This is a genomic window from Croceicoccus naphthovorans, from assembly GCF_001028705.1.
Lineage (GTDB): Bacteria > Pseudomonadota > Alphaproteobacteria > Sphingomonadales > Sphingomonadaceae > Croceicoccus > Croceicoccus naphthovorans.
On the sequence record NZ_CP011770.1, the window covers coordinates 584834 to 604421 of the forward strand.

A 19588-nucleotide genomic window follows, 5' to 3' on the forward strand; every position below is an offset into this window, starting at 1 on the left:
TCGCACGATGCCTGTCGAACCGCTTGCCGAACGGGTGGATAGCGCCCTGTCGGTTCCTGTCCGGTCCGAGATCGCGGCCTTCGCGGCGCGCTTGGCGAAAGAGGCGAATGCGCGGGCGGTCCTGTTCTATGGCTCGAACTTGCGTAGCGGCTCGCTGGAGGGTGTGCTCGACTTCTACGTCCTGACATGGGGGCCGCGCGAACGGGGCCTGTGGCCGCGCGTCGGCTATCACGAGATGGAAACCGAGGGCGGCGAAACGCTGCGCGCCAAGGTGGCGGAGATGCGGCTGACGACCTTCGCCCACGCCGCATCGGGACAGCATCTCGATACCACGATCTGGGCGCGCTTCGTCCAACCCGCGACGATCGCTTGGGCTGCCGATGATGCCGCACGCGATGCGGTGGCCAGCGCGATCAGGGCGGCGGCGGTGACGGCAGGGCGCTTTGCCGCCGCGCTGGGGCCGGAACGCGGTGCGGAGCGCGACTATTGGCAAGCGCTTTTCCGCGCAACCTATCGCGCCGAGCTGCGTGTCGAAAAGCCGGGGCGGGAACAGCAGATCCTGAACTTTGGCGCCGAGCATTTCGAAGGCCTGATCCCCGCCGCATGGCAGGCAGGTGGCGTCGCTTTCGCGCGTGACGGTGAAACCTTGCAGCCGGACCTGAGCGAGCCCGAACGCAAACGCATCCTGACCCGCTGGCACCGTCGGCGCAGGGCGGGCAAGCCGCTGAACGTCGTGCGCCTGCTGCGCGCGGCGACGACGTTTGAGGGCGGTGCGCGCTATCTGGCGTGGAAGGTGGAGCGGCATACCGGCGTCGCGGTTCCGCTAACGCCGTTTCAGGAACGCCACCCGCTGGTCAGCGCCCCGGTTCTGATCACGAATTACCTGCGGGCGCGCAGGCGCGCCGCAAAGGGCGGACGCTAACCGCATCCGCCCGTTCGAGCTATTTTACGAAGCCTTCTTGTAAGGTACGAAATCGCCAAGGAAGACGACCCCGCTCCAGAAACCGGACGAATCGTGCATCTGCACGGTATCGATATCGCAGAGCCGGTGGTTGAACGGCGTCATGACCATGATGTCGTTACGGTCCAGCGAACGCGTGCCGTTTTCGGGCCGGTTCACGTACAGCGTCGATCCCATGTCGAACACGATGGCGGTGTCTTCGTAAATCGTGCTGCTGCGCACGCGGTTCAGGTCGATGCACTTCACCGGATCACCGGCAACGCGCCCTTCCAGCTTTTCGGCCAGACGGGTTTCGGGGTCTTTCTTGGCGGCGGCTGCGGGCGACGCGATCAGCGCGGCCATGGCAGCGGCGACAAGGATCTTGGCGGTTTTCATTGTCTCGCTCCTTCAGGGCCGAGTCGTAGCACAATACCGCTGAACCGTCGCTGACCCGCTGTAGCGGCGTGTATCAGCCGCCGTCGGTGCCGCCGACGGTCAGACCCTCGATCAAAAGCGTGGGCTGACCGATGCCGACGGGCACGCCCTGACCGGCCTTGCCGCATACGCCGACACCTTCATCCAGCGCGAAATCGTTGCCGATGCCGACAATCCTGGTCAGCGCGGTTACCCCGTCGCCGATCAGCGTCGCGCCCTTGATCGGGGCCACGGCTTTGCCGTTCTCGACCTTCCACGCCTCGGTACAGGAGAACACGAATTTGCCCGATACGATGTCGACCTGCCCCCCGCCGAAGTTCTTGGCCCAGATGCCGGTCTTCATGCGCGAAAGCAGTTCCTCTGGCTCGTCCTCGCCCGCGGTCATGAAGGTATTGGTCATGCGCGGCATCGGGGCGTGGGCATAGGACTGGCGGCGGCCGTTGCCGGTGGGTTCCACGCCCATAAGGCGGGCATTCAACCGGTCCTGCATATAGCCTTTAAGGATGCCATCCTCGATCAGCACGTTTTCGCGCGTCGGCGTGCCTTCGTCATCGATGGTCAGCGATCCGCGCCGCCCGGCAATCGATCCGTCGTCCACCACCGTCACGCCGGGGGCGGCCACGCGCTCTCCGATGCGGCCCGTGAAAACGCTGGTCTTCTTGCGGTTGAAGTCGCCTTCCAGCCCGTGTCCCACAGCCTCGTGCAACAGCACGCCGGGCCAGCCGGGGGCAAGCAGCACGGGGCAGATGCCAGCCGGAGCAGCCACACTCTCCAGGTTGGTCATCGCCTGTTCCAGCGCGCGGTCCAGCCCGCGGCCCCATACCGCCGGATCAAACAGGTCGTCGTACATCCGCCGCCCGCCCATGCCGAACGTGCCGGTTTCGCGCCGCCCGTTCACCTCAGCGACGATGGCGATGTTGAGCCGCACCAGCGGACGCACGTCGAGCGCGGTAAACCCGTCGGGCCGCACGATTTCCACCACTGACCAGTTGCCGACCAGCGAGGCCGTCACCTGCTTCACGCGAGGATCGCGGGCGCGGGCGGCGGCGTCGATCGTCTCCAGCAGCTTTACCTTCTCGGCAAAGGAGATCGCATCGAGCGGGCTTTCGTCGGTGTAGAGATGCCGGTTGGTCGGGCGCGGCGGCGCGGCCAAGGGCCGGTCGGTCGGGTCCAGCAGGCTCAGTGTCTCGCTCGCCCGACGGATCGCGTCTGCCGAAATCTCGTTGGCGTGGGCAAAGCCCGTCGTTTCGCCCGATATACCGCGCAGGCCAAAGCCGCCTTCGCGCGAATAGTCGGCGGTCTTCAACCGGCCATCGTCGAATACCAGCGATTCGGACGTGGTAAATTGCAGGAAAAGCTCACCATCGTCGCAAGAGGACAACGCATTCGCCGTCAATCTACGCGCAGTTTCAGGATCGAGCATATCGCCGCGATAAAGCAGCGAGCGGGGATCGGCGGGGGACTCCATCATCGCCATATAGGCACAAATGAAACCGGATCGGAAGTTGAAACGACATTTGCCCCTGGCAGGGCGCGAACGTTGGCGTTCAGGCGGCCCCGTCGGGGATGGGCGCGCCGGTCACGTCGTGGGCCGGTCCGCCTTTCAGCACGAAGCGACGGTCGCAATAGCCGCAGTCGACGTAGCCCTTCTCGTCGATTTCCAGCCAGACGCGCGGGTGGCCCAGCGCGGCGGATTGGAACCCGTCGCGGGCGCGAATGTCGCTGGCGCCATCGCACTTCACGCGGGCGCTCTCGACATGAATGGTTTCGGGTGCCTGAGTCATCGTCGGCGCTGTTACCAACGGTGCTGCCTTGCCGCAAGCGGGCATAAACGCGATGCTTGCGCCCGTCGCATAGCTGGCGCATGAGGCCGCGCGTGACCGAAGCAGCCATCTCCATTCGCAACCTGACCAAACGCTATGCCCCCACCGGACGGCAGGAGGAGGGCAAGCTTGCGCTGAACGACGTCAGCTTTGACGTGCCGCGCGGCGGGATATTCGGCCTGCTCGGCCCCAATGGCGCGGGCAAGTCGACGCTGATCAACATCATGGCGGGGCTGGTCGGCAAGACAAGCGGGTCGGTCGACATCTGGGGCTTCGACATCGACCGCGACCGGCGCAATGCCAAGGCGTCGATCGGCATCGTGCCGCAGGAAATCGTGTTCGACCCGTTCTTCACGCCCGCCGAAGTGCTGGACAACACCGCCGGATATTATGGCGTGCCAAAGGCGAAGCGGCGGACGGACGAACTGTTGCGCGCGGTGCACCTTTCGGACAAGGCCGATGCCTATGCGCGGTCGCTATCGGGCGGGATGAAGCGGCGGCTGCTGGTGGCCAAGGCTATGGTCCATTCGCCGCCGATCCTCGTGCTGGACGAACCGACTGCGGGCGTCGACGTCGACCTGCGGCGGCAGCTTTGGGAGCTGGTTGTCGACCTCAACCGCAAAGGCGTCACCGTGGTGCTGACCACGCATTACCTTGAGGAAGCGGAACAGCTTTGCGACCGCATCGCGATCATCAACCACGGCAAGCTGATCGCCGACAAGCCCACGCGCGACCTGATCGCGATGGCGCGCGAAAAGGTCGTCGAACTGACGCTGGACCGCGACCTGACCGAAGCCCCGAGCCACGAGGCGTTCCGCAAGAGCGAGATTACCGGCGAGCGGTCGGTTGCGATCACCTATGACATGGACCGGATGAACGCGGGCGACGTGCTGACCCTGCTGAACAACCAAGGCTATTCCATAGTGGACGTGACCACGCGTGAGGCGGACCTTGAGGACGTGTTCGTCCAGATGACGAGCGACCGCGCGACCTGAACCTTGCCCCTTCCGCTTCTCGCGCTCGACCCTATGTTGAGGGCATGAGCGAAGGCGAGTACCTGAAAGGCCGCATCCTGCTGGCGATGCCCGGCATGGGCGACCCCAATTTCGATCACGCGGTCATCCCGATCTTCATGCACGACGCAAACGGCGCCTTCGGCGTTGGCGTGGGCGCGCTGCGCGAGGGCATCACGCTGCATCGAATCCTGGAAGAACTGGACATCGAGCCGGGGCAGGCCCCCGATTGCGAAGTCCACCACGGCGGACCGGTCGAGCCGGGGCGCGGCTTCGTGCTACACGGCACCGATTATGAAGACGACAGCACGATGCCGGGCGGGCCACTGGGCGCGCTGTCCAGTTCGGTGGCGATCCTGCGCGCGATTGCAGAGGGTAAGGGGCCGCGCCAGTGGCTGATCGCGCTCGGCTATGCAGGCTGGGGCGAGGGGCAGCTGGACGAAGAGATGCACCGCCACGGCTGGTATGCGGCGGACGGGAAACCGGAATTGCTGTTCGAAACCGCATGGCACGACCGCTGGGCCGCGACCTGGGCGGCAGAGGGTGTCGATCCGGCGCTGCTGGTGGGGCAGACCGGAACGGCCTAGCCGGTCGCGCGGCTCAGGATGTCAGCAGCCAAGAGCAAGAGCATGCGTACATCGACCGCCTTGCCCGCTGCGCGTTGGGCATCGAGAAACGCGCCAATATCGCCAAGTGGTACGCGGTGGACAGTAATGTCCTCGCCATGCACGCCGCCGCCGTCGCCGACTTTCGTCAGGCCTTTGGCGATTACCAGCGTGAAGCTTTCACTGACCATGCCGGGGCTGGACTGGAATTCGCCCGCGTCGATCAGTTCTGCGGCGCGGTAGCCGGTTTCTTCCTCAAGCTCGCGCCCGGCGGCATCCAGCGCGTGTTCGTCATCTTTTTCGTCATCGTCGCCGATCAGGCCTGCGGGCAGTTCGATACACGCGCGGCCCAACGGCGTGCGGACCTGTTCGACCAGCAGAACGTGTCCATCGTGTATTGCGAGGATGACCGCCGCGCGAATTTGGCGGGCGCGGCTGACGTATTCCCAGCGGCCCCGCTTTTTCGCGACGATCCACTTGCCTTCCCAAGCGATCTCCTCGGGCTGGTCCAGATCATGATGGTTCAAAGTTCGATCAACCTGTCCGGCAATTCGTTTTGATCGTCTTCCTCACGCGGGAAGTGTTGCGCCAGCACTTTGCCGACTTCCTCCACCGCCGCGATCATGCCGTCGGCCACGCGGCCTTCGCGGACATGGCCGATCATCTGCGCCATCGCCTCGCCCCAGACCTCGGCCTCGACCTTTTCGGCAATGGCTGAATCGGCGACGATCTCTGCCCGGTGTTCTTGCATGGACAGGTAGATCAGGATGCCGGTGCGGCCATGCGTGCGCCGCTCTGCGCCGACCTTGAACAGGTTCACCGCGCGGTCATGCGTGCGACGGGTCTTCACCGGACGGGGGATCAACAGGTATTTCAGCGGCGGCCACAGCTGCACCGCCCACGTGCCAAGAAACTTCAGGATGCCGAATGCCGCCGCGATGCCGAACAGCGTAGCAGGGCTCCATTCGGCGTTCCACTGGCCGGTCAGGTCGGCCAGCAAACCTAAATAGAAATCCGGGAAAATCGCCAGCACCGTGATCGCGGTGAAGGCGGCAAGGGCCGCCCAAGCCAGCGCAATGTCCGAATACCCATCGGACCGGCGCGCCAGCACGGTGACGATCTCGCCAGACGTCGTCAGTTCCGCTGCGGCTACCGCGTCGGTGATCTGGCGATGCTCTGCTTCGGAAAGGTAGACAGGCGTGCTCATCACCAGCTCCCGCTCGCGCCGCCGCCGTTGAAGCCGCCGCCTCCGCCGCCGAAGCCGCCAAACCCTCCGCCGCTGGAAAAGCCGCCTCCGCCGGACGACCATCCGCCGCCTCGGCCCGATGCGTGGCGGGCCAGTTCGCTGGCACCCCACATCACGACCCACGGGCTGATCCCGCCGCCTCGGCGATAGCGCCGACCGCGACCCCGCCGTCCGAACATTGCGGCGAACAGGACGATCATCATGATCCAGAAGAACACTGCCGGAATGCTGGCGGTCGTCATCTCGCGCCCGATGGCTTCGCGCCGCGCGGCCTCTGCCTCCTCAATGGCGCGGGCTTCTGCCGGGTCCATGTCGAGCTGGGCGATGATCCCATCGACCCCGGCGACGATGCCGCCCGCCATGTCGCCCGCCTTGAATTGCGGAACGACCGTATCGCGGATGATCCGCCCGCTCATGATGTCGGTCATCCGGCCTTGTAGCCCGCGGGCAACCTCGATGCGCAATTCGCGCTCCTTGGGCGCGACGACGAAGAGCAGGCCGTTCTCGGTCTCTGCCCCGCCGATGTCCCAGTCCCGCGCGACCGCGTTCGCATAAGTCTCGATCGGTTGACCTTCCAGCGAGGGCGCGGTCAGGACGATCACCGCCCGGCCGGTGCTCTCGTTATAGGCGCGCAGCTTCTGATCCAGCGCGGCCTCCTGATCGGGCGGCAGCAGGTCGGCATAGTCCGCGACCGGCCCCTCTGGCCGTTCGGGCATGGCTGCGCGGGCCGGCGCCGCGATCAGGCCCGCCAGCAGCATCACGGCTGCCAGCAGGCGCAGAAAAGGCTTCCAATCGGGCATTGCGATGCGTGCGATCAGTTGGCGGCCGCCGCCGGTTCGTCGGCCACGGCATTGTCGTTCGCGGCAGGCGCAGGGGCGCCCATGGTGCCGAAATCGACGGTCGGCGCGCCGCCCTGTGCGGCGGCATCGGCCTCGAACGGGACCATCGGCTTTGCACCATGGATGATCTTGGCTCCGATGATGTCGGGGAAGGTGCGGATCGTGGTGTTATAGTCCTGCACCGCCTGGTTGTACCGCTGGCGCGAGTTGGAAATACGGTTCTCCGCACCCTCTAGCGCCGTCATCAGGTCGGCGAAGCGCGCCTGGCTCTGCAACTGCGGATAGTTTTCCACTACGGTGCGCAGCTGGCCCAGCGCCTGCGTCAGCTGGTTCTGCGCCTCTGAAAAGCGGCGCAGTTCTTCCGGGTTCGACAAGTCGTCGGTCGTGATGTTGATGCTCGTCGCAGCAGCACGGGCATTGGTGACGTTGGTCAGGATCTGCGTTTCGGAAGCGGCGGCGGCCTGCACCGTGCTGACCAGATTGGGGACGAGATCGGCGCGGCGCTGATAGTCGCTCTGCACATCGGCCCAGCGCGCCTTCACGTTCTCCTCCTGCGTCGGGACGGAATTGATACCGCATGCGGCAAGCGTCATCGCGGCAAGCCCGGCAATGGCAAAGCGCATCGCGCGGGAAATGGAACCGGTGGTCATCTGGCGAAATCCCTCTCGTCAAAAGGCCGCATGGCGGGCCCGTACCTCACAAGGTGTGTTAGCAATATAAGGCGGTTTCGGAAGGCTGCAACAGGGAGAAGGGCGCAACCTGACGGGGATTGTCATACGCGGACGCTTGCACCCGGGGGCGCAATGGGCAGGATGCGGTCGGGTCGTACGATAGCAGGCTGACAAGGAAGCGGGGAAGACATGCTGTCCGAATTCAAGAAATTCATCGCCAAGGGCAATGTCATGGATCTTGCCGTGGCGGTCATCATCGGCGCGGCGTTCGGCGCCATCGTGAAATCGCTAACCGACGAAGTGATCATGCCGGTTGTCGGCGCGATCTTCGGCGGGGCGGATTTCTCCAACTATTTCATCTTGCTCGACACGCCAGAGGGCTACGAAGGCCCGCTCGACAACTACCTCGCGCTGAAAGAGGCCGGGGCGGCGATGATCGGGTACGGCGCGTTCATCACGGCGGTCGTCAATTTCGTGATCCTTGCCTTCATCATCTTCATGCTGGTGCGCACCGCGAACAAGATCATGGAAGCAACGAAGGAAGAGGAAACGGCCGCCGCTCCGCCTCAGGGCCCGAGCGAAACCGACCTGCTGAAAGAGATTCTGGAAGAGCTGAAGAAGCGCCCGTAACGGCGCTCACTTCACATTAAGCGATCCATCGCTATATGGAGTCGTGCCGGTTTCGGCCGGCTATGGCGATAAATTGCGGTGTGCAATAGGCACAGCGGACCCGGGGGCAGTACCCGGCGGCTCCACCAAATGCTCCGTTGTCGGGGGCTGGATCATGGGGCCGAACCAGGATCGACGTGTGTTGAAAGGCACTGTTTTCGCCCGGGCTGAGTAACCCGTTCAAGGCTCAAAACACACAAGTGCCAACGATAACGAAGCACTCGCTCTCGCTGCGTAACCTGACGGCCTAACGGCCTGATCTTACAAAGCTAAAGCGCGGTTGGACCCACCGGGCAACAGAAGGGATACCGGGGCCCCGGGGAGAGGCTAGCAACAGAATCTCCCCACCTATTCCCTAGAGATTTGGTCGGCTCGGTTGGAAGTGGTATCCTGCCCCGGCTGATCCGACGCCGCGCGACGGGTACGACCCCGATGCGCACGATGTCCCGGCAGCCGGCGCGAACGGCCCGCCGAAGCCCGGCCTGTATCGGGAGACTTGTTCGATGCGAAAGATCGGCGAAGAAATCCACGTCAGCACCGACGAGGCACGCGGCGGCGATACGCCGCACGTCATGCGCTATGTCCTGATGTTCAGCCTGTTGCTTGCGATCATCCTGCTGTCAGCCGTCTGGATGTTCGGCGCGTGGCAGCAAGCCCCTGCCGATGGCTGGCCGGTGTCGGCGGACGAGCACGCGCTGGGCGGCTGAGCGAGCGGCACGGCGCAAAAAAAGGGGCGCTCCCCGTAAAGGCAGCGCCCCGTTAGGCTTGGCTAGCAGTTCTTCAAATGCGTCAGGCGTCGGCGGGCACAGCCTTGGCCTGATCGAGAGTCTTTTCGTGCCGGATGCAATCGAGGATCTTGGCCCCGGCCAGAAATACGGAACCGGTGCAGGCCAGAAAAAGCAGCTTGCCACCGATGCCCGGATACTGACCGATATAGGCTGTTCCACGCTCTGCGGCACCAAGGGCGAGTGCGTATATCACCATGAACGCTTCCAATCGCGTCTTGATGACAAACAGCCGTTTCACCTTCTTGAGCCTGGCGCCGATCACAGCTGACCTACCGTCCTTTCTCGCTTCCGTTGCGGCTCGCCGTAAAGTGGCGGGCGTTCACGTTAAGAAAACAGTAACTCTTGAGAAGTTCCGAGGCAAAGACGTTAACCAAGATCCTTAAGATTCAGAGATTCCAGCAATAATTCGCGTGCGCGGATGACTTGGGCGGCGGTTTCGGGCCTGCCGATGTCTTGCGGGGGCAGAGACTCGGGCCAGGAATCTGCGATAACGGATTCGATTTGTGCGGCCTTGTCCTCGGTCAGCAGGAAGCGTTGATCGACGGTTGCCGGATCGGCGACGACGCGCAGGCGAAGGCACGCGGGGCCGCCGCCATTGGCCATCGATTGCCGTACGTCGACGGGCAGCACCTGCCTGATCGGGCCGTTACCCGCCAGCATCGTTTCGAGCCAACCCCAGACGGCGGGATTGTCCTGACACTCGCTGGGTACGATCAGGGCCATACCGTCTGAGGGAAGGGTGACGAGCTGCGCGTTGAAGAGATAGCTGGTGATCGCATCTTCAAGGCTGACGGCGCTGGCCGGAACTTCGACGATCTCGGCACCCGGCACGGCGTTGCGGATCGCGGTGTATGCACCCTCGCGGTCGGCAAAGGCCTGTTCGTGGCAGAACAGGACATGTTCGTTTGCTACGGCGACCACGTCGTTATGAAACGCGCCAGCGGCGATGGCTTCGGGGGCCTGTTCGATGAACAGCGCATTATGCAGACCGTGGCGGCGGGCGATGGCACGGCTGGCCTGTTCGTGCTGGCGCGCGGGGAAGCGGCCGCCCGGGCGGCCGTAAACGAAAATCTCGGTGCAGGCCGCATCGTGCGCCTTGCCCATCCGCATGTGGTTGGCTGCGCCCTCGTCACCGAAGGTTCCCGGCACCGGGCCGTGGACGGCGAAGGCGTCCTCGTTCGCGAAAGCGAGCCGCAGTTGCGCCAGCGTAGCGGGCCATTCGATCGACCGATGCGGCATCGATACAAGATTCGCGACCGTCAGGTGGCAACGCCCATCGGAGGTATCGGGCGCTGGGCTGACCGTCGCGGCGTTGGCGGTCCACATCGAACTGGCCGACCATGCCATCGCCTGCAGTGCCGGATCGGCGGTCTCGTCGAAGGAGACGTTTTCGAGAAACGCGGGATTGGGCCGGGGCAGGGGCAGGAAGAAGCCCTGCGTCAGCCCCAGCGCCATGTTGTGCCGCATCTTGGCAAGGCCCTGCAGCGCAGCGGCGCGCGGATATGCGACCTTGCCCGCGTTGCTGGTCGCGGCAAGGTTGCCGAGGCTGAGGCCAGAATAGTTGTGGCTTGGACCGACGATCCCGTCGAAGTTGATCTCTACCAGCGCCATCAGCGCGTCGCCCAGCAAACGGAGTCGTCAGCCGCTACGCACAGTGCCTGACGCGCCCTCGCCTCGATGGCCACCGATCCATCCTCGTTCGCCTGTATGCGTGAGAGGCAGCAGCGGAAGTCCGCCAGATGGCCGGTCGCGACGATACCCTTGCGACCGTTCGCCGGGTCGACGCTGTCGACCGTGGCCCGCTGGGACGCGGCGATTGTCTTTACCGAGTCTGTGCGGATCGTCATCGTCGGGCCGCCGTCGAAGATGTCGATATAGTTTTCCCAAGCGAAGCCTTCATCCTCCAGCATCCGCATCGCGGGCCTGCCGCTTTCGTGTGGAACGCCGATGGCGGCGCGGGCGTCATCGGAAATCATCGCGGTATAGATCGGGTGGCGCGGCATCAGGTCGGCGATGAACTGGTTGCCGTTGAGTGCGTTGAAATCGTCCGCCTCGCGAAAGCTCATGCCGAAGAACCGGCCAGCGACGCCGTCCCAGAACGGCGAATTGCCATGGCCGTCGACGATGCCGCGCAATTCGGCGAGCAAGCGATCGGCAAAGCGCGCGCGGTGCATGGCGATGAAAAGGTACCGGCTGCGCGCCAGCAAGAGGCCGAGCCCGCCTGCGCGGGCCGAGGGGTGCAGGAACAACCCGCCGACCTCGCTCGACCCTTCAAGGTCGGTGACGAATTGCAGGCTCTGGTTGCGGAACGTGCGGTCCAGTTCGCGCGAATACGCGGTGTGGCTGGTGATGCGATACGAATAAAACGGCCATGACATGCCGACGCGGCTGAAAATCTGGCACGTACCGCGGATTGCGCCGGTCTCGGCATCTTCCAGCACCAGCACGAACAGGTCGTCCGCCAGTTCGTCGCTCGTGCGCGAAATCGCCTCCGCCGATCGGGCCAGCTTCGCCTCCAGCGCGGGCCGGTTGGCCGGCAGATTGGTGAACCCGCCCCCGGTCAGCTTCGCCATTTCGTACATCGCTTCAAGATCGTCGGGGCGCGCGGGGCGCATTACATATGTCATGAAGTGCAGTCTTTCGCTTACATCGCGCCAAGCGCAAGCCGGTGCAGCACCAGCGCCGACAGTTTCGCCCGTTCGGCCAGCGATTCGACGATCATGAATTCCTGAGGCGAGTGGATCGACCCGCCCCGCACGCCCATCGTATCGACCACCGGCACACCGCAGGCCGCGATGTTGTTGCCGTCGCAGACCCCCCCTGTGTCCTTGCGCGCATAGTGCAGCCCCAGTGCCCCAGAACAATCGGCGACGGTGGCGTAAAGTTGCTCCGCCCGCGCATCGATCGGCTTGGGCGGGCGGGTGATGCCGCCGTGCATGCGGATCGCGACGTCGCGTTTGCGGATCACTGCTTCCATCGCGGTGTCGAGCGCGGCGAGGAAGTCTTTCGCTGCTTCGTGCGATTTGGGCCGGATGTTGAAGCGCAGCACCGCGTGATCGGGCACGACGTTGTTGGCAGCGCCGCCCTCGATCCTGGCCGGGTTCACCGAAAGCTGGTCGTGACCCAGATCCGCGATGCGCAATGCCAGGTCGGCGGCGGCCAACACAGCGTTGCGCCCGTCGTGAGGATTGCGACCCGCATGGGCCGAGCGGCCCGTGACGATCAGACTGTAATTGCCCGATCCGCCGCGCGCGCCCGCCAAGGTGCCGTCCGGCTCGGTCGAAGGTTCGTAGGTCAGCGCCGCGATCTTGCCGCGCGCCAGTGTCTCGATCAGCCCGGCGCTGGCCCCGCTGCCGGTCTCCTCGTCGGAATTGATCATCACGTCATAGCCGACACCCGCCGCCGCCTCGGTCTGCTCGAACAGGCGCAAAGCCTCCAGAATGACCGCGATGCCGCCCTTCATATCCGCAAGGCCGGGGCCGTTCAGCACGCCGGGTTCCAGTTCGGTAATGCCGGTGAAGTCGGTGTCGGCGGGGAACACGGTATCCATATGACCGGTCAGCAGGAACCGGCGCGGCGCATCGGGGCGCACGCTGGCCACCATGTGCCGGCCGCGCTGGACCTCGAATTCGTGCCCTTCGGCATCGATGGCGGAAACCGGCGCGGGATCAATCAGGTCCACCGTGCCGGGCAGCGCCGAAAAGGCATCGGCCAGCACCGCCGCCTGCTGCTGCAAGCCCGCCAGATTGCCGGTCCCGGTCTGCATCGCGCTCCACTCCGTCGCATTGCGCAGCATGGTCGCCGCGTCCGCGCCTTCCAGCATCGCGCGTTCGCTATCGGTCAGGTCATTCCGTTTCATTCGCAACCGATAGCGATCCGAAATGCGCTTGGCCAGCGCAGCGCTTGGTCCGCCGGGATCATGGTCTCGCTTGCCAGATCGGCCAGTGGTTGGCATGAGCCGCGACGGCGAATCTGGAAACTCCCTCTCCGTATGGTGCGCATGGCCCGTGGCTAGGCGTGCATGTCGGATCGTGACCAACGCAAACGAAAGCAGGTAGAGAAGCATGGTTGAGCGCATTGAAAAAGCGGGCCTTCAGGTCGAAAGCGAACTGGCGAAGTTCGTCGAAGGCGACGTGCTGGCCCCGCTGGGCATGGATGCGCGGGCCTTTTGGCAGGGCTTTGCCGACCTGCTGGCGAAGTATGCACCGGTGAACCGCGACCTGCTGGCCAAGCGAGACGCGTTGCAGGCCAAGATCGACGCGTGGCACAAGAAACGCGCGGGCAAGCCGATCGATATGGCCGAGTACAAGGCTTTCCTGTTCGAGATCGGCTACCTCGTCCCCGAACCGGGCGCGTTCGAGATCGGAACCGAGAACGTCGACGAGGAAATCGCGACGATGGCCGGGCCGCAACTGGTCGTGCCGGTGCTCAACGCCCGCTTCGTGCTCAACGCCGCCAATGCGCGCTGGGGCAGCCTCTACGATGCGTTCTACGGGACCGACGCGCTGCCCGATGCGCCCGAAGCCACGGTAAAGGGCTATGACCCGGCACGCGGCGCGGCGGTGATCGCGGCGGGGCGCGGGTTCATGGACGATGCGCTGCCCGGCTGGGAAGCGGCGCTGACCGGCGGCGATTGCCCGCATGCCTATGCCAAGCTGACTGGCGGGGCCGAGGGCGTGATGTTCAAGCACAACGGCCTGCACATCGAAGTTCACGTCGATCGTAACCACCCCGTCGGATCGACCGACGATCTGGGGATCAGCGACATCGTACTGGAATCGGCGCTGACCAGTATCGTCGACATGGAAGACTCGGTCGCCGCCGTCGATGCCGAGGACAAGCGCGAAGCCTATGCCAACTGGCTGGGCCTGATGCGCGGCACGCTGGAGGCAAGCTTCCAGAAGGGCGGCAAGACGATGACCCGCGCGCTGGAGCCCGACCGGACCTACGAAATGCCGGGCGGCAAGACCTTCGACCTGCCGGGCCGCAGCCTGCTGTTCGTGCGCAACGTCGGCCACCTGATGACCAACCCGGCGATCCTTCTGCCCGATGGCAGCGAGATCCCCGAAGGCATCATGGATGCGGTGATCACCAGCGCCTGTGCGCGTCACGATCTGGAAGGTCTGGGCAAGCTGAAGAACAGCCGCACCGGATCGATTTATATCGTGAAGCCCAAGATGCACGGGCCGGAAGAGTGTGCCTTTACCAACGACCTGTTCGACGCGGTGGAAGACCTGCTGGGCCTTGCCCGCCACACGATCAAGGTTGGCGTGATGGACGAGGAACGCCGGACCAGCGCGAACCTTGCCGCCTGCATTCACGCGGTGAAGAACCGGATCGTCTTCATCAACACCGGCTTCCTCGATCGTACGGGCGACGAGATGCACACCTCGATGCAGGCCGGGCCGATGATCCGCAAAGGCGCGATGAAGGGCAGTGACTGGATCGACGCCTATGAAAAGCGCAACGTCGCCATCGGGCTGAAGCATGGACTTTCCGGCAAGGCGCAGATCGGCAAGGGCATGTGGGCCGCGCCCGATCGCATGGGCCAGATGCTGGTCGAGAAGATCGGCCACCCCAAGACCGGCGCGAACACCGCATGGGTGCCATCGCCGACCGCAGCGACGCTGCACGCGCTGCACTATCACCAGATCGACGTGTTCGATCGCCAGAAGGAAGTCGCGGCAGAGGGTGTGCCCTCGCTCGACCGCCTGCTGACCGTGCCGCTGGCGCAAGGCTTGAACTGGTCGGAAGAGGAACTGCGCGAGGAACTGGACAACAATGCACAGGGCCTGCTCGGCTATGTCGTGCGCTGGATCGATCAGGGCGTGGGTTGTTCCAAGGTGCCCGACATCAACGACATCGGGTTGATGGAAGACCGCGCAACGCTGCGCATATCTTCGCAGCACATGGCCAACTGGCTGCTGCACGGCGTCGTGACCGAAGATCAGGTGATGGACGCGATGCGACGCATGGCCGCCAAGGTCGACGCGCAGAACGCCGACGATCCGGCCTATGAACCGCTTGTCGGGAACGAGGATGGACCCGCGTTCCAGGCGGCCCGGGACCTTGTGTTCAAGGGCGTCGAGCAGCCGTCCGGCTATACCGAACCGCTGCTGCATAGCTGGCGGCAGGTGAAGAAGGAGCGGGCGTCCGTAGAGGCCTGAACAAATTTGGGATTAATTCGTTCGCCTGATCCGATGTTTAGTCTATAACTATCGGACTTGGCCAAATCAGGGATGGTATGGCGAAGGGGCGGGCCGACAGGCAGCGCCCCTGATGCGAGGGGTCGCGCCATGCATCGTCTGGCTACGTTTGATGTCAGTTCCAGTTTCGAATCGCCCGCCGCCCGGCTGGGCGCGCAGGCGCTGTTCGGGCTGCTTTGTGCGCGGATCATGATTGCGGTGCGGTCGGGTCTCGACACGTTTGCGCCGACGTCGGGTCCCTTTGCGCTGGTCTATCCGACCGTGCTGATCGCCACCCTGTTCGGGCACTGGCGCGGCGGGATGGTCGCCTATTTGTTCAGCTTATTCTGGGCGTGGTGGTTCGTGCTGCCCACGGTCGGATCGTTCCAGTTCGAAGTGCCGACCGACCCAGCGCGCGTTGCGATCAATGCTTTGGCCGTCGCCATCATCGCGGTGCTGGCAGAGGCTTTCCGCCGCGCGGTACAAACCGGGGCCGCTGCGCGAGAGGCGGAGATCGAGCGGCGCGGCATGCTGATGGTTGAATTGGAGCATCGCACCAAGAACAACTTCGCCCTGGTCGCCAGCCTGCTGGAACTGCAAAAACGCCGCAGCGCGGACGAGGCCGTGGTTCAGGCACTGGATCAGGCGACGGGTCGGGTTCACACTTTCGCGCGCGCCTATTCCAACCTTGTCGACACTCAGGGCGAGGGCAGCAGCGTCGAGATGGATGGCTATCTCAGCGATGTCTGCGCCCGGGTGACCGAAGGTGCGTTTCACGACCGCGTGGATGTCACGTGGGAAGTCGATTCGTGCACCTTGCGGCGGCAGGTCGCGGTCGCCATCGGCCTGTTCGTGAACGAGGCGCTGACCAATTGCGCGAAATACGCGTTCCCGGATGGGCGCGAAGGGCGGGTTGAAATCCGTTTCACTAGTTCGGATGCCGATACATGGTCGCTGACCATCCGCGACAACGGGATCGGTGCGGGCGGCGCGCCCACATCCGACGGCAAGGGCGGCATGGGCGCGGGCCTGATGCAGGCCTTTGCGCGGCAGGCGATGGGACAATATTCGGTTGAACCGCAGGAAGGCGGCCATTGCGTCCGCCTGGCGAGCGGGGCCTGATCAGCCCTGCGGGGTCAGCAAGCGGGCGATCGCGGTAAATTCGTAAACCGACAGGGTTTCGGCCCGTCGCGTCTCGTCGATGCCCAGCGTGGCCAGCGCATCCAGCGCGCCGGGAAGCCCTTTCATGCTCTGGCGCAGCATCTTGCGGCGCTGGCCGAAAGCCGCCTCTGTAACGCGTTCCAGCATTCGGGCCGATATGCCCGGCGGGGCGGGCACGGGGGTGACATGGACGATGGCGCTCATCACCTTGGGCGGGGGGGTAAAGGCGCTGCGATGTACTTTCATCGCCAGCTTTGCCCGCGCGCGCCACTGGGCAAGAATGGCAAGGCGGCCATAGGCACCGGTGCCGGGTTCGGCGACGATGCGCTGGGCCACTTCCTGCTGGAACATCAGGGTCAGCGATTGCCATTGCGGGGGCCATGCCTCTCCGCCCAGCCAGCCGGTAAACAGCGCGGTGCCGACATTATAGGGCAGGTTGGCGACGACCGAATAGGGGCCGAAGAACAGCCGCGCCGGATCGATGGCCATCGCGTTGCCCTGAATAACGCGCAACTGATTGGGAAACGCCGCATCCAGTTCGGCCAGCGCGGGCAGGCAGCGCGGGTCCATCTCTATGGCGGTGACCTTGGCACCGGCGCGCAGCAGGGCGCGGGTCAGGCCACCGGGACCCGGGCCGACTTCCAGCACATCGCGCCCCTTCAGGTCGCCCGGCACGGCGGCGATGCGGTCCAGCAACTGTTCGTCCAGCAGGAAGTTCTGGCCCAGCGCCTTGCTGGCCGACAGGCCATGGCGCGCGATAACCTCGCGGATCGGGGGCAGGGGCGTCAGCGGCTTGATCATGTGGCGCGGCGGCCCGCGCAATCGGCGGCCATGCGCAGCGCGGCGATGGTCGGCCCCGCGCTGGCCCGCCCGGTTCCGGCAAGAGCGAAGGCGGTGCCGTGATCGGGCGAGGTGCGGATGATCGGCAGGCCCAGCGTGACGTTGACCCCTCGGTCGAAATCGAGCGCCTTCAACGGGATCAGCGCCTGATCGTGGTACATGCAGACGGCAAGGTCATAGGTCGCGCGCGCCTCCGCATGGAACATCGCGTCGCCCGGCGTAGGCCCAGTGGTGTCCAGCCCCTTGGCCCGCAAAGCCTCGACCGCCGGGGCGATGATCGCGATATCCTCGTCGCCCAGCCGTCCCTGTTCGCCCGCGTGGGGGTTCAGACCCGCGATGGCGATGCGCGGTGCGGCAAGGCCGAAGTCGCGCTGCAAGGCCGCCGCCGCGATCCGCACGCGCCGCACGATCAGGTCGATGGAAAGCAGCGATGGCACATCGGCCAGCGGCACGTGCACCGTTATCGGCACGACCCGCAATGACGGCCCCGCCAGCATCATCACCGCATCGTCCGCCGCCACGCCGCAGGCGGCCGCGCAGAACTCGGTCTGGCCGGGGTGGGGGAATCCGATGTCCTGCAACGCAGCCTTGGCGATGGGGCCGGTGACCAGTGCGGATGCCTTGCCGTCGATAGTCAGGCCCGCCGCGGTCTCCAGCGCGTGCAGCGCCAGCCGTGCGCCCTCTTGCGATGGCTTGCCCGGTGTATCGGCCATCGGACCAAGGTCGATCACCGGCAACGCCTCGCCAAAAACGTCCGCCACAGCGGCAGGCGTATCGACCGCGCGAACCGCGCCGCCGCAGCGATCCGTCACCGCTTGCATCAGCGACAGCGATCCGATCAGCGCAAATGGCGCAAGGCCTTTCTCACGCCGTGCGACCCATGCCTTCAGGAACAGTTCCGGCCCAACGCCCGCCGGGTCGCCGATCGCGGCGACCAGCGGGAGAGGCGGCGTGCCCATCGGCTCAGTTGTACTCGATCACCGCGTCGCGGCGCAGGTCGCGCAGATAGATCTGGGCGCGCTTGCCGACGCGTTCGTCCTCAACCTGAGCCATCAGTTCGTCGAACGTCGGGCCGCCGGCCATCGCAGGGTCTGTTCGGCCGCAAAGCATCAGGACGCGAACGCCCTCTGCCGCCGATCCGAACGGCTGCGTGATCCCGCCTTGCGGCAGCGCGAGGAGCGTATCCTGCAATTGCGCGGGCAGGTCCTTGATGCGGACGTTGTCGTTGCTGACCACTTCGGCCCCGATGGCCGCCGCGCCGGTTTCCGCCGCGCCGCATCCGGCGATGGTCTGCACGTCGGCGGCGAACTTCTGCGCGCGCGCCGATGCCTGTTCCGGGGTCGTGCCTTCGGGGAAGCTGATCGAAATCTGCTTCAGGCTAAGCACCGCTTCACGCGGGTCGGCCATCAGCACCTTGCGCGTGTCGATCAGATAAAGCAGCGAATAACCGCCGCGTAGTTCGACCGGGCCGACCAGCTGGCCGGCCTGCATCGAAGTAGCCGCTTCGGCAAGTTCGGGCGGAAGCTGGGCAAGGCGTACCCAGCCCAGATCGCCTCCGACCGCCGCGGTCGAGGCCTGACTGAACTGCCGCGCATAGGCGACGAAGCTGCCGCCCTGCCGCAATTGTTGCATGATCTGCTCGGCCTGCTGCCGCGCCTGTGGCTTGGTTTCCGCCGTGGCCGACAGGAAGATTTCGCCCAGCCGGTATTCCTCGGTCCCGCGATCGGCCTTCAGGCGGTCCAGCCTTTCCTGAACCTCTTCTTCCGACACGTTGATGAAGGGCGCGATATTGCGGCGCAGGATGCGCTGCCACGAAAGCTCGCCGCGAATCTGCTGCTTCATCGAATTGGGCGAGGACTTGATCGAATAGAGATACTCGTTGAGCTTCGCCGGGGTCATCCCGAAATTCTGCTGCGACACGCGGTTGTAGGTCGCATCGACCTCCGCATCGGTCACCGCGACTTCGGATGCCACCGCCTCCTGAATCTGCAGTGTCTCGTCGATCAGGTTGTTCAGCACCTGCGCGCGCAGGCGTTCAAGGTCTTCGCCCGCGATCTCGTTCCGATTGGCCGCAAGGACGAGCGCGAGGCGTTGATCGATGTCGGTGCCGGTGATGATCGTGCCGTTGACGATGGCGGTTGCCCCGCGAAACGCGGTTGGCGCAGGCGCGCCATACACCGCCGGGTTGGCGGGCAGGTTCAGCGCATCCGTGTTACCCGGATCTTCCGCGTTCGCGGCCTGTGCAGCCGGGGTCGGCGCAGCCGTCTGGGCGGCCAGCGGCGCGGTCAGCATAGCGCCCGCGCCAACGGCCAGCGCAGCGCGGCCCGCGATGGTCCACCAGTTGCTCTTCATCTTGCCCACGGTTCCGATCAA

Annotated in this window: 21 protein-coding genes and 1 other RNA gene; 8 read left to right on the plus strand and 14 right to left on the minus strand. The window is 65.0% G+C overall.

Annotation, left to right across the window (positions count from 1 at the left end):
* The first annotated feature begins 7 nt into the window (after nt 1-7).
* A complete protein-coding gene (locus AB433_RS02945) occupies nt 8-922 on the plus strand; it encodes a hypothetical protein (RefSeq protein ID WP_047819855.1) in 915 nt (304 codons plus the stop codon).
* Between the two features lie 24 nt (nt 923-946).
* Here the strand turns inward: AB433_RS02945 and AB433_RS02950 are convergent, their stop codons facing one another.
* From AB433_RS02950 to AB433_RS02960, 3 genes are all read right to left on the minus strand, one after another.
* Nucleotides 947-1336, minus strand: a complete 390-nt coding sequence (locus AB433_RS02950) for a hypothetical protein (RefSeq protein WP_047819856.1) — start codon at nt 1334-1336, stop codon at nt 947-949.
* A 73-nt stretch (nt 1337-1409) separates the two neighbouring features.
* Nucleotides 1410-2843 carry a metalloprotease TldD gene (gene tldD, locus AB433_RS02955; RefSeq protein WP_375782400.1) on the minus strand — a complete coding sequence of 478 codons (1434 nt, stop codon included), beginning with the start codon at nt 2841-2843 and terminating at the stop codon, nt 1410-1412.
* Between the two features lie 79 nt (nt 2844-2922).
* Nucleotides 2923-3159 (minus strand): zinc-finger domain-containing protein, encoded by a 237-nt coding sequence (locus AB433_RS02960; protein WP_047819857.1) that lies wholly within the window; start codon nt 3157-3159, stop codon nt 2923-2925.
* A 92-nt stretch (nt 3160-3251) separates the two neighbouring features.
* Here AB433_RS02960 and AB433_RS02965 point away from each other — a divergent pair, with 92 nt between their 5' ends.
* On the plus strand, nt 3252-4193 hold the full coding sequence (locus AB433_RS02965) for an ABC transporter ATP-binding protein (protein ID WP_375782399.1): 942 nt from the start codon (nt 3252-3254) through the stop codon (nt 4191-4193).
* Nucleotides 4194-4237: 44 nt separating this feature from the next.
* Entirely contained in the window at nt 4238-4798 is a 561-nt protein-coding gene (locus AB433_RS02970; protein WP_047819859.1) for a YqgE/AlgH family protein, read from the plus strand.
* Here the strand turns inward: AB433_RS02970 and AB433_RS02975 are convergent.
* The 4 genes from AB433_RS02975 to AB433_RS02990 are packed head-to-tail and all read right to left on the minus strand — an operon-like array spanning nt 4795 to nt 7551.
* Nucleotides 4795-5343 carry an NUDIX hydrolase gene (locus AB433_RS02975; RefSeq protein WP_047819860.1) on the minus strand — a complete coding sequence of 183 codons (549 nt, stop codon included), beginning with the start codon at nt 5341-5343 and terminating at the stop codon, nt 4795-4797. The genes AB433_RS02970 and AB433_RS02975 overlap by 4 nt on opposite strands.
* On the minus strand, nt 5340-6023 hold the full coding sequence (locus AB433_RS02980; RefSeq protein ID WP_047819861.1) for a TPM domain-containing protein: 684 nt from the start codon (nt 6021-6023) through the stop codon (nt 5340-5342). Before AB433_RS02980 ends, AB433_RS02975 begins: the two co-directional genes overlap by 4 nt.
* Nucleotides 6023-6862 carry a TPM domain-containing protein gene (locus AB433_RS02985; protein WP_047819862.1) on the minus strand — a complete coding sequence of 280 codons (840 nt, stop codon included), beginning with the start codon at nt 6860-6862 and terminating at the stop codon, nt 6023-6025. The genes AB433_RS02980 and AB433_RS02985 overlap by 1 nt, the downstream gene beginning before the upstream one ends.
* 14 nt (nt 6863-6876) lie before the next feature.
* Nucleotides 6877-7551, minus strand: coding sequence for a LemA family protein (locus AB433_RS02990; RefSeq protein ID WP_047819863.1), 675 nt, complete (start codon nt 7549-7551; stop codon nt 6877-6879).
* 210 nt (nt 7552-7761) lie between these two features.
* Between AB433_RS02990 and mscL the strand changes: the two genes are divergently transcribed.
* From mscL to AB433_RS03000, 3 genes are all read left to right on the plus strand, one after another.
* Nucleotides 7762-8202, plus strand: a complete 441-nt coding sequence (gene mscL, locus AB433_RS02995; protein ID WP_047819864.1) for a large conductance mechanosensitive channel protein MscL — start codon at nt 7762-7764, stop codon at nt 8200-8202.
* Between the two features lie 6 nt (nt 8203-8208).
* Nucleotides 8209-8552: a transfer-messenger RNA gene (gene ssrA / locus AB433_RS19835) on the plus strand.
* 192 nt (nt 8553-8744) lie between these two features.
* Complete coding sequence (locus AB433_RS03000) at nt 8745-8948, plus strand: hypothetical protein (protein WP_047819865.1); 204 nt, start codon at nt 8745-8747, stop codon at nt 8946-8948.
* Between the two features lie 82 nt (nt 8949-9030).
* On the opposite strand, the gene AB433_RS03005 is transcribed toward AB433_RS03000, so the two are convergent.
* The 4 genes from AB433_RS03005 to AB433_RS03020 form a co-directional block, all read right to left on the minus strand.
* Complete coding sequence (locus tag AB433_RS03005; RefSeq protein WP_047823182.1) at nt 9031-9225, minus strand: hypothetical protein; 195 nt, start codon at nt 9223-9225, stop codon at nt 9031-9033.
* A 170-nt stretch (nt 9226-9395) separates the two neighbouring features.
* Nucleotides 9396-10640, minus strand: coding sequence for an N-succinylarginine dihydrolase (locus tag AB433_RS03010; protein WP_047819866.1), 1245 nt, complete (start codon nt 10638-10640; stop codon nt 9396-9398).
* Nucleotides 10640-11656: an arginine N-succinyltransferase gene (locus AB433_RS03015; protein ID WP_047819867.1), complete on the minus strand. Its 1017-nt coding sequence runs from the start codon at nt 11654-11656 to the stop codon at nt 10640-10642. Before AB433_RS03015 ends, AB433_RS03010 begins: the two co-directional genes overlap by 1 nt.
* A gap of 17 nt (nt 11657-11673) precedes the next feature.
* Nucleotides 11674-12888 (minus strand): hydrolase, encoded by a 1215-nt coding sequence (locus tag AB433_RS03020; protein ID WP_053059252.1) that lies wholly within the window; start codon nt 12886-12888, stop codon nt 11674-11676.
* Between the two features lie 205 nt (nt 12889-13093).
* On the opposite strand from AB433_RS03020, the gene AB433_RS03025 reads away from it, so the two are divergent.
* On the plus strand, nt 13094-15196 hold the full coding sequence (locus tag AB433_RS03025) for a malate synthase G (protein ID WP_047819868.1): 2103 nt from the start codon (nt 13094-13096) through the stop codon (nt 15194-15196).
* Nucleotides 15197-15325: 129 nt separating this feature from the next.
* The gene (locus AB433_RS03030) at nt 15326-16336 is read left to right on the plus strand and encodes a sensor histidine kinase (RefSeq protein WP_047819869.1); all 1011 of its coding nucleotides are present in this window, start codon (nt 15326-15328) and stop codon (nt 16334-16336) included.
* Here the strand turns inward: AB433_RS03030 and rsmA are convergent, their stop codons facing one another.
* The 3 genes from rsmA to AB433_RS03045 are packed head-to-tail and all read right to left on the minus strand — an operon-like array spanning nt 16337 to nt 19567.
* Complete coding sequence (gene rsmA / locus AB433_RS03035; protein ID WP_375782398.1) at nt 16337-17176, minus strand: 16S rRNA (adenine(1518)-N(6)/adenine(1519)-N(6))-dimethyltransferase RsmA; 840 nt, start codon at nt 17174-17176, stop codon at nt 16337-16339.
* Complete coding sequence (pdxA, locus tag AB433_RS03040) at nt 17173-18174, minus strand: 4-hydroxythreonine-4-phosphate dehydrogenase PdxA (protein ID WP_047819870.1); 1002 nt, start codon at nt 18172-18174, stop codon at nt 17173-17175. Before pdxA ends, rsmA begins: the two co-directional genes overlap by 4 nt.
* Nucleotides 18175-18178: 4 nt before the next feature.
* Nucleotides 18179-19567 carry a peptidylprolyl isomerase gene (locus tag AB433_RS03045; protein WP_047823187.1) on the minus strand — a complete coding sequence of 463 codons (1389 nt, stop codon included), beginning with the start codon at nt 19565-19567 and terminating at the stop codon, nt 18179-18181.
* Nucleotides 19568-19588: the final 21 nt, after the last annotated feature.

What these genes read in the sequence shown, in the direction of transcription:
- AB433_RS02970 (WP_047819859.1), top strand. Translation starts at nt 4,238, where the DNA reads ATGAGCGAAGGCGAGTACCTGAAAGGCCGCATCCTGCTGGCGATGCCC.
- AB433_RS03020 (WP_053059252.1), bottom strand. Translation starts at nt 12,888, where the DNA reads ATGAAACGGAATGACCTGACCGATAGCGAACGCGCGATGCTGGAAGGC.
- AB433_RS02985 (WP_047819862.1), bottom strand. Translation starts at nt 6,862, where the DNA reads ATGCCCGATTGGAAGCCTTTTCTGCGCCTGCTGGCAGCCGTGATGCTG.
- AB433_RS03015 (WP_047819867.1), bottom strand. Translation starts at nt 11,656, where the DNA reads ATGACATATGTAATGCGCCCCGCGCGCCCCGACGATCTTGAAGCGATG.
- rsmA (WP_375782398.1), bottom strand. Translation starts at nt 17,176, where the DNA reads ATGATCAAGCCGCTGACGCCCCTGCCCCCGATCCGCGAGGTTATCGCG.
- tldD (WP_375782400.1), bottom strand. Translation starts at nt 2,843, where the DNA reads ATGGAGTCCCCCGCCGATCCCCGCTCGCTGCTTTATCGCGGCGATATG.
- AB433_RS02950 (WP_047819856.1), bottom strand. Translation starts at nt 1,336, where the DNA reads ATGAAAACCGCCAAGATCCTTGTCGCCGCTGCCATGGCCGCGCTGATC.
- AB433_RS03045 (WP_047823187.1), bottom strand. Translation starts at nt 19,567, where the DNA reads ATGAAGAGCAACTGGTGGACCATCGCGGGCCGCGCTGCGCTGGCCGTT.
- AB433_RS02990 (WP_047819863.1), bottom strand. Translation starts at nt 7,551, where the DNA reads ATGACCACCGGTTCCATTTCCCGCGCGATGCGCTTTGCCATTGCCGGG.
- AB433_RS03025 (WP_047819868.1), top strand. Translation starts at nt 13,094, where the DNA reads ATGGTTGAGCGCATTGAAAAAGCGGGCCTTCAGGTCGAAAGCGAACTG.
- AB433_RS02980 (WP_047819861.1), bottom strand. Translation starts at nt 6,023, where the DNA reads ATGAGCACGCCTGTCTACCTTTCCGAAGCAGAGCATCGCCAGATCACC.
- AB433_RS03010 (WP_047819866.1), bottom strand. Translation starts at nt 10,640, where the DNA reads ATGGCGCTGGTAGAGATCAACTTCGACGGGATCGTCGGTCCAAGCCAC.
- AB433_RS03000 (WP_047819865.1), top strand. Translation starts at nt 8,745, where the DNA reads ATGCGAAAGATCGGCGAAGAAATCCACGTCAGCACCGACGAGGCACGC.
- AB433_RS02945 (WP_047819855.1), top strand. Translation starts at nt 8, where the DNA reads ATGCCTGTCGAACCGCTTGCCGAACGGGTGGATAGCGCCCTGTCGGTT.
- AB433_RS03005 (WP_047823182.1), bottom strand. Translation starts at nt 9,225, where the DNA reads ATGGTGATATACGCACTCGCCCTTGGTGCCGCAGAGCGTGGAACAGCC.
- AB433_RS02960 (WP_047819857.1), bottom strand. Translation starts at nt 3,159, where the DNA reads ATGACTCAGGCACCCGAAACCATTCATGTCGAGAGCGCCCGCGTGAAG.
- mscL (WP_047819864.1), top strand. Translation starts at nt 7,762, where the DNA reads ATGCTGTCCGAATTCAAGAAATTCATCGCCAAGGGCAATGTCATGGAT.
- AB433_RS03030 (WP_047819869.1), top strand. Translation starts at nt 15,326, where the DNA reads ATGCATCGTCTGGCTACGTTTGATGTCAGTTCCAGTTTCGAATCGCCC.
- pdxA (WP_047819870.1), bottom strand. Translation starts at nt 18,174, where the DNA reads ATGGGCACGCCGCCTCTCCCGCTGGTCGCCGCGATCGGCGACCCGGCG.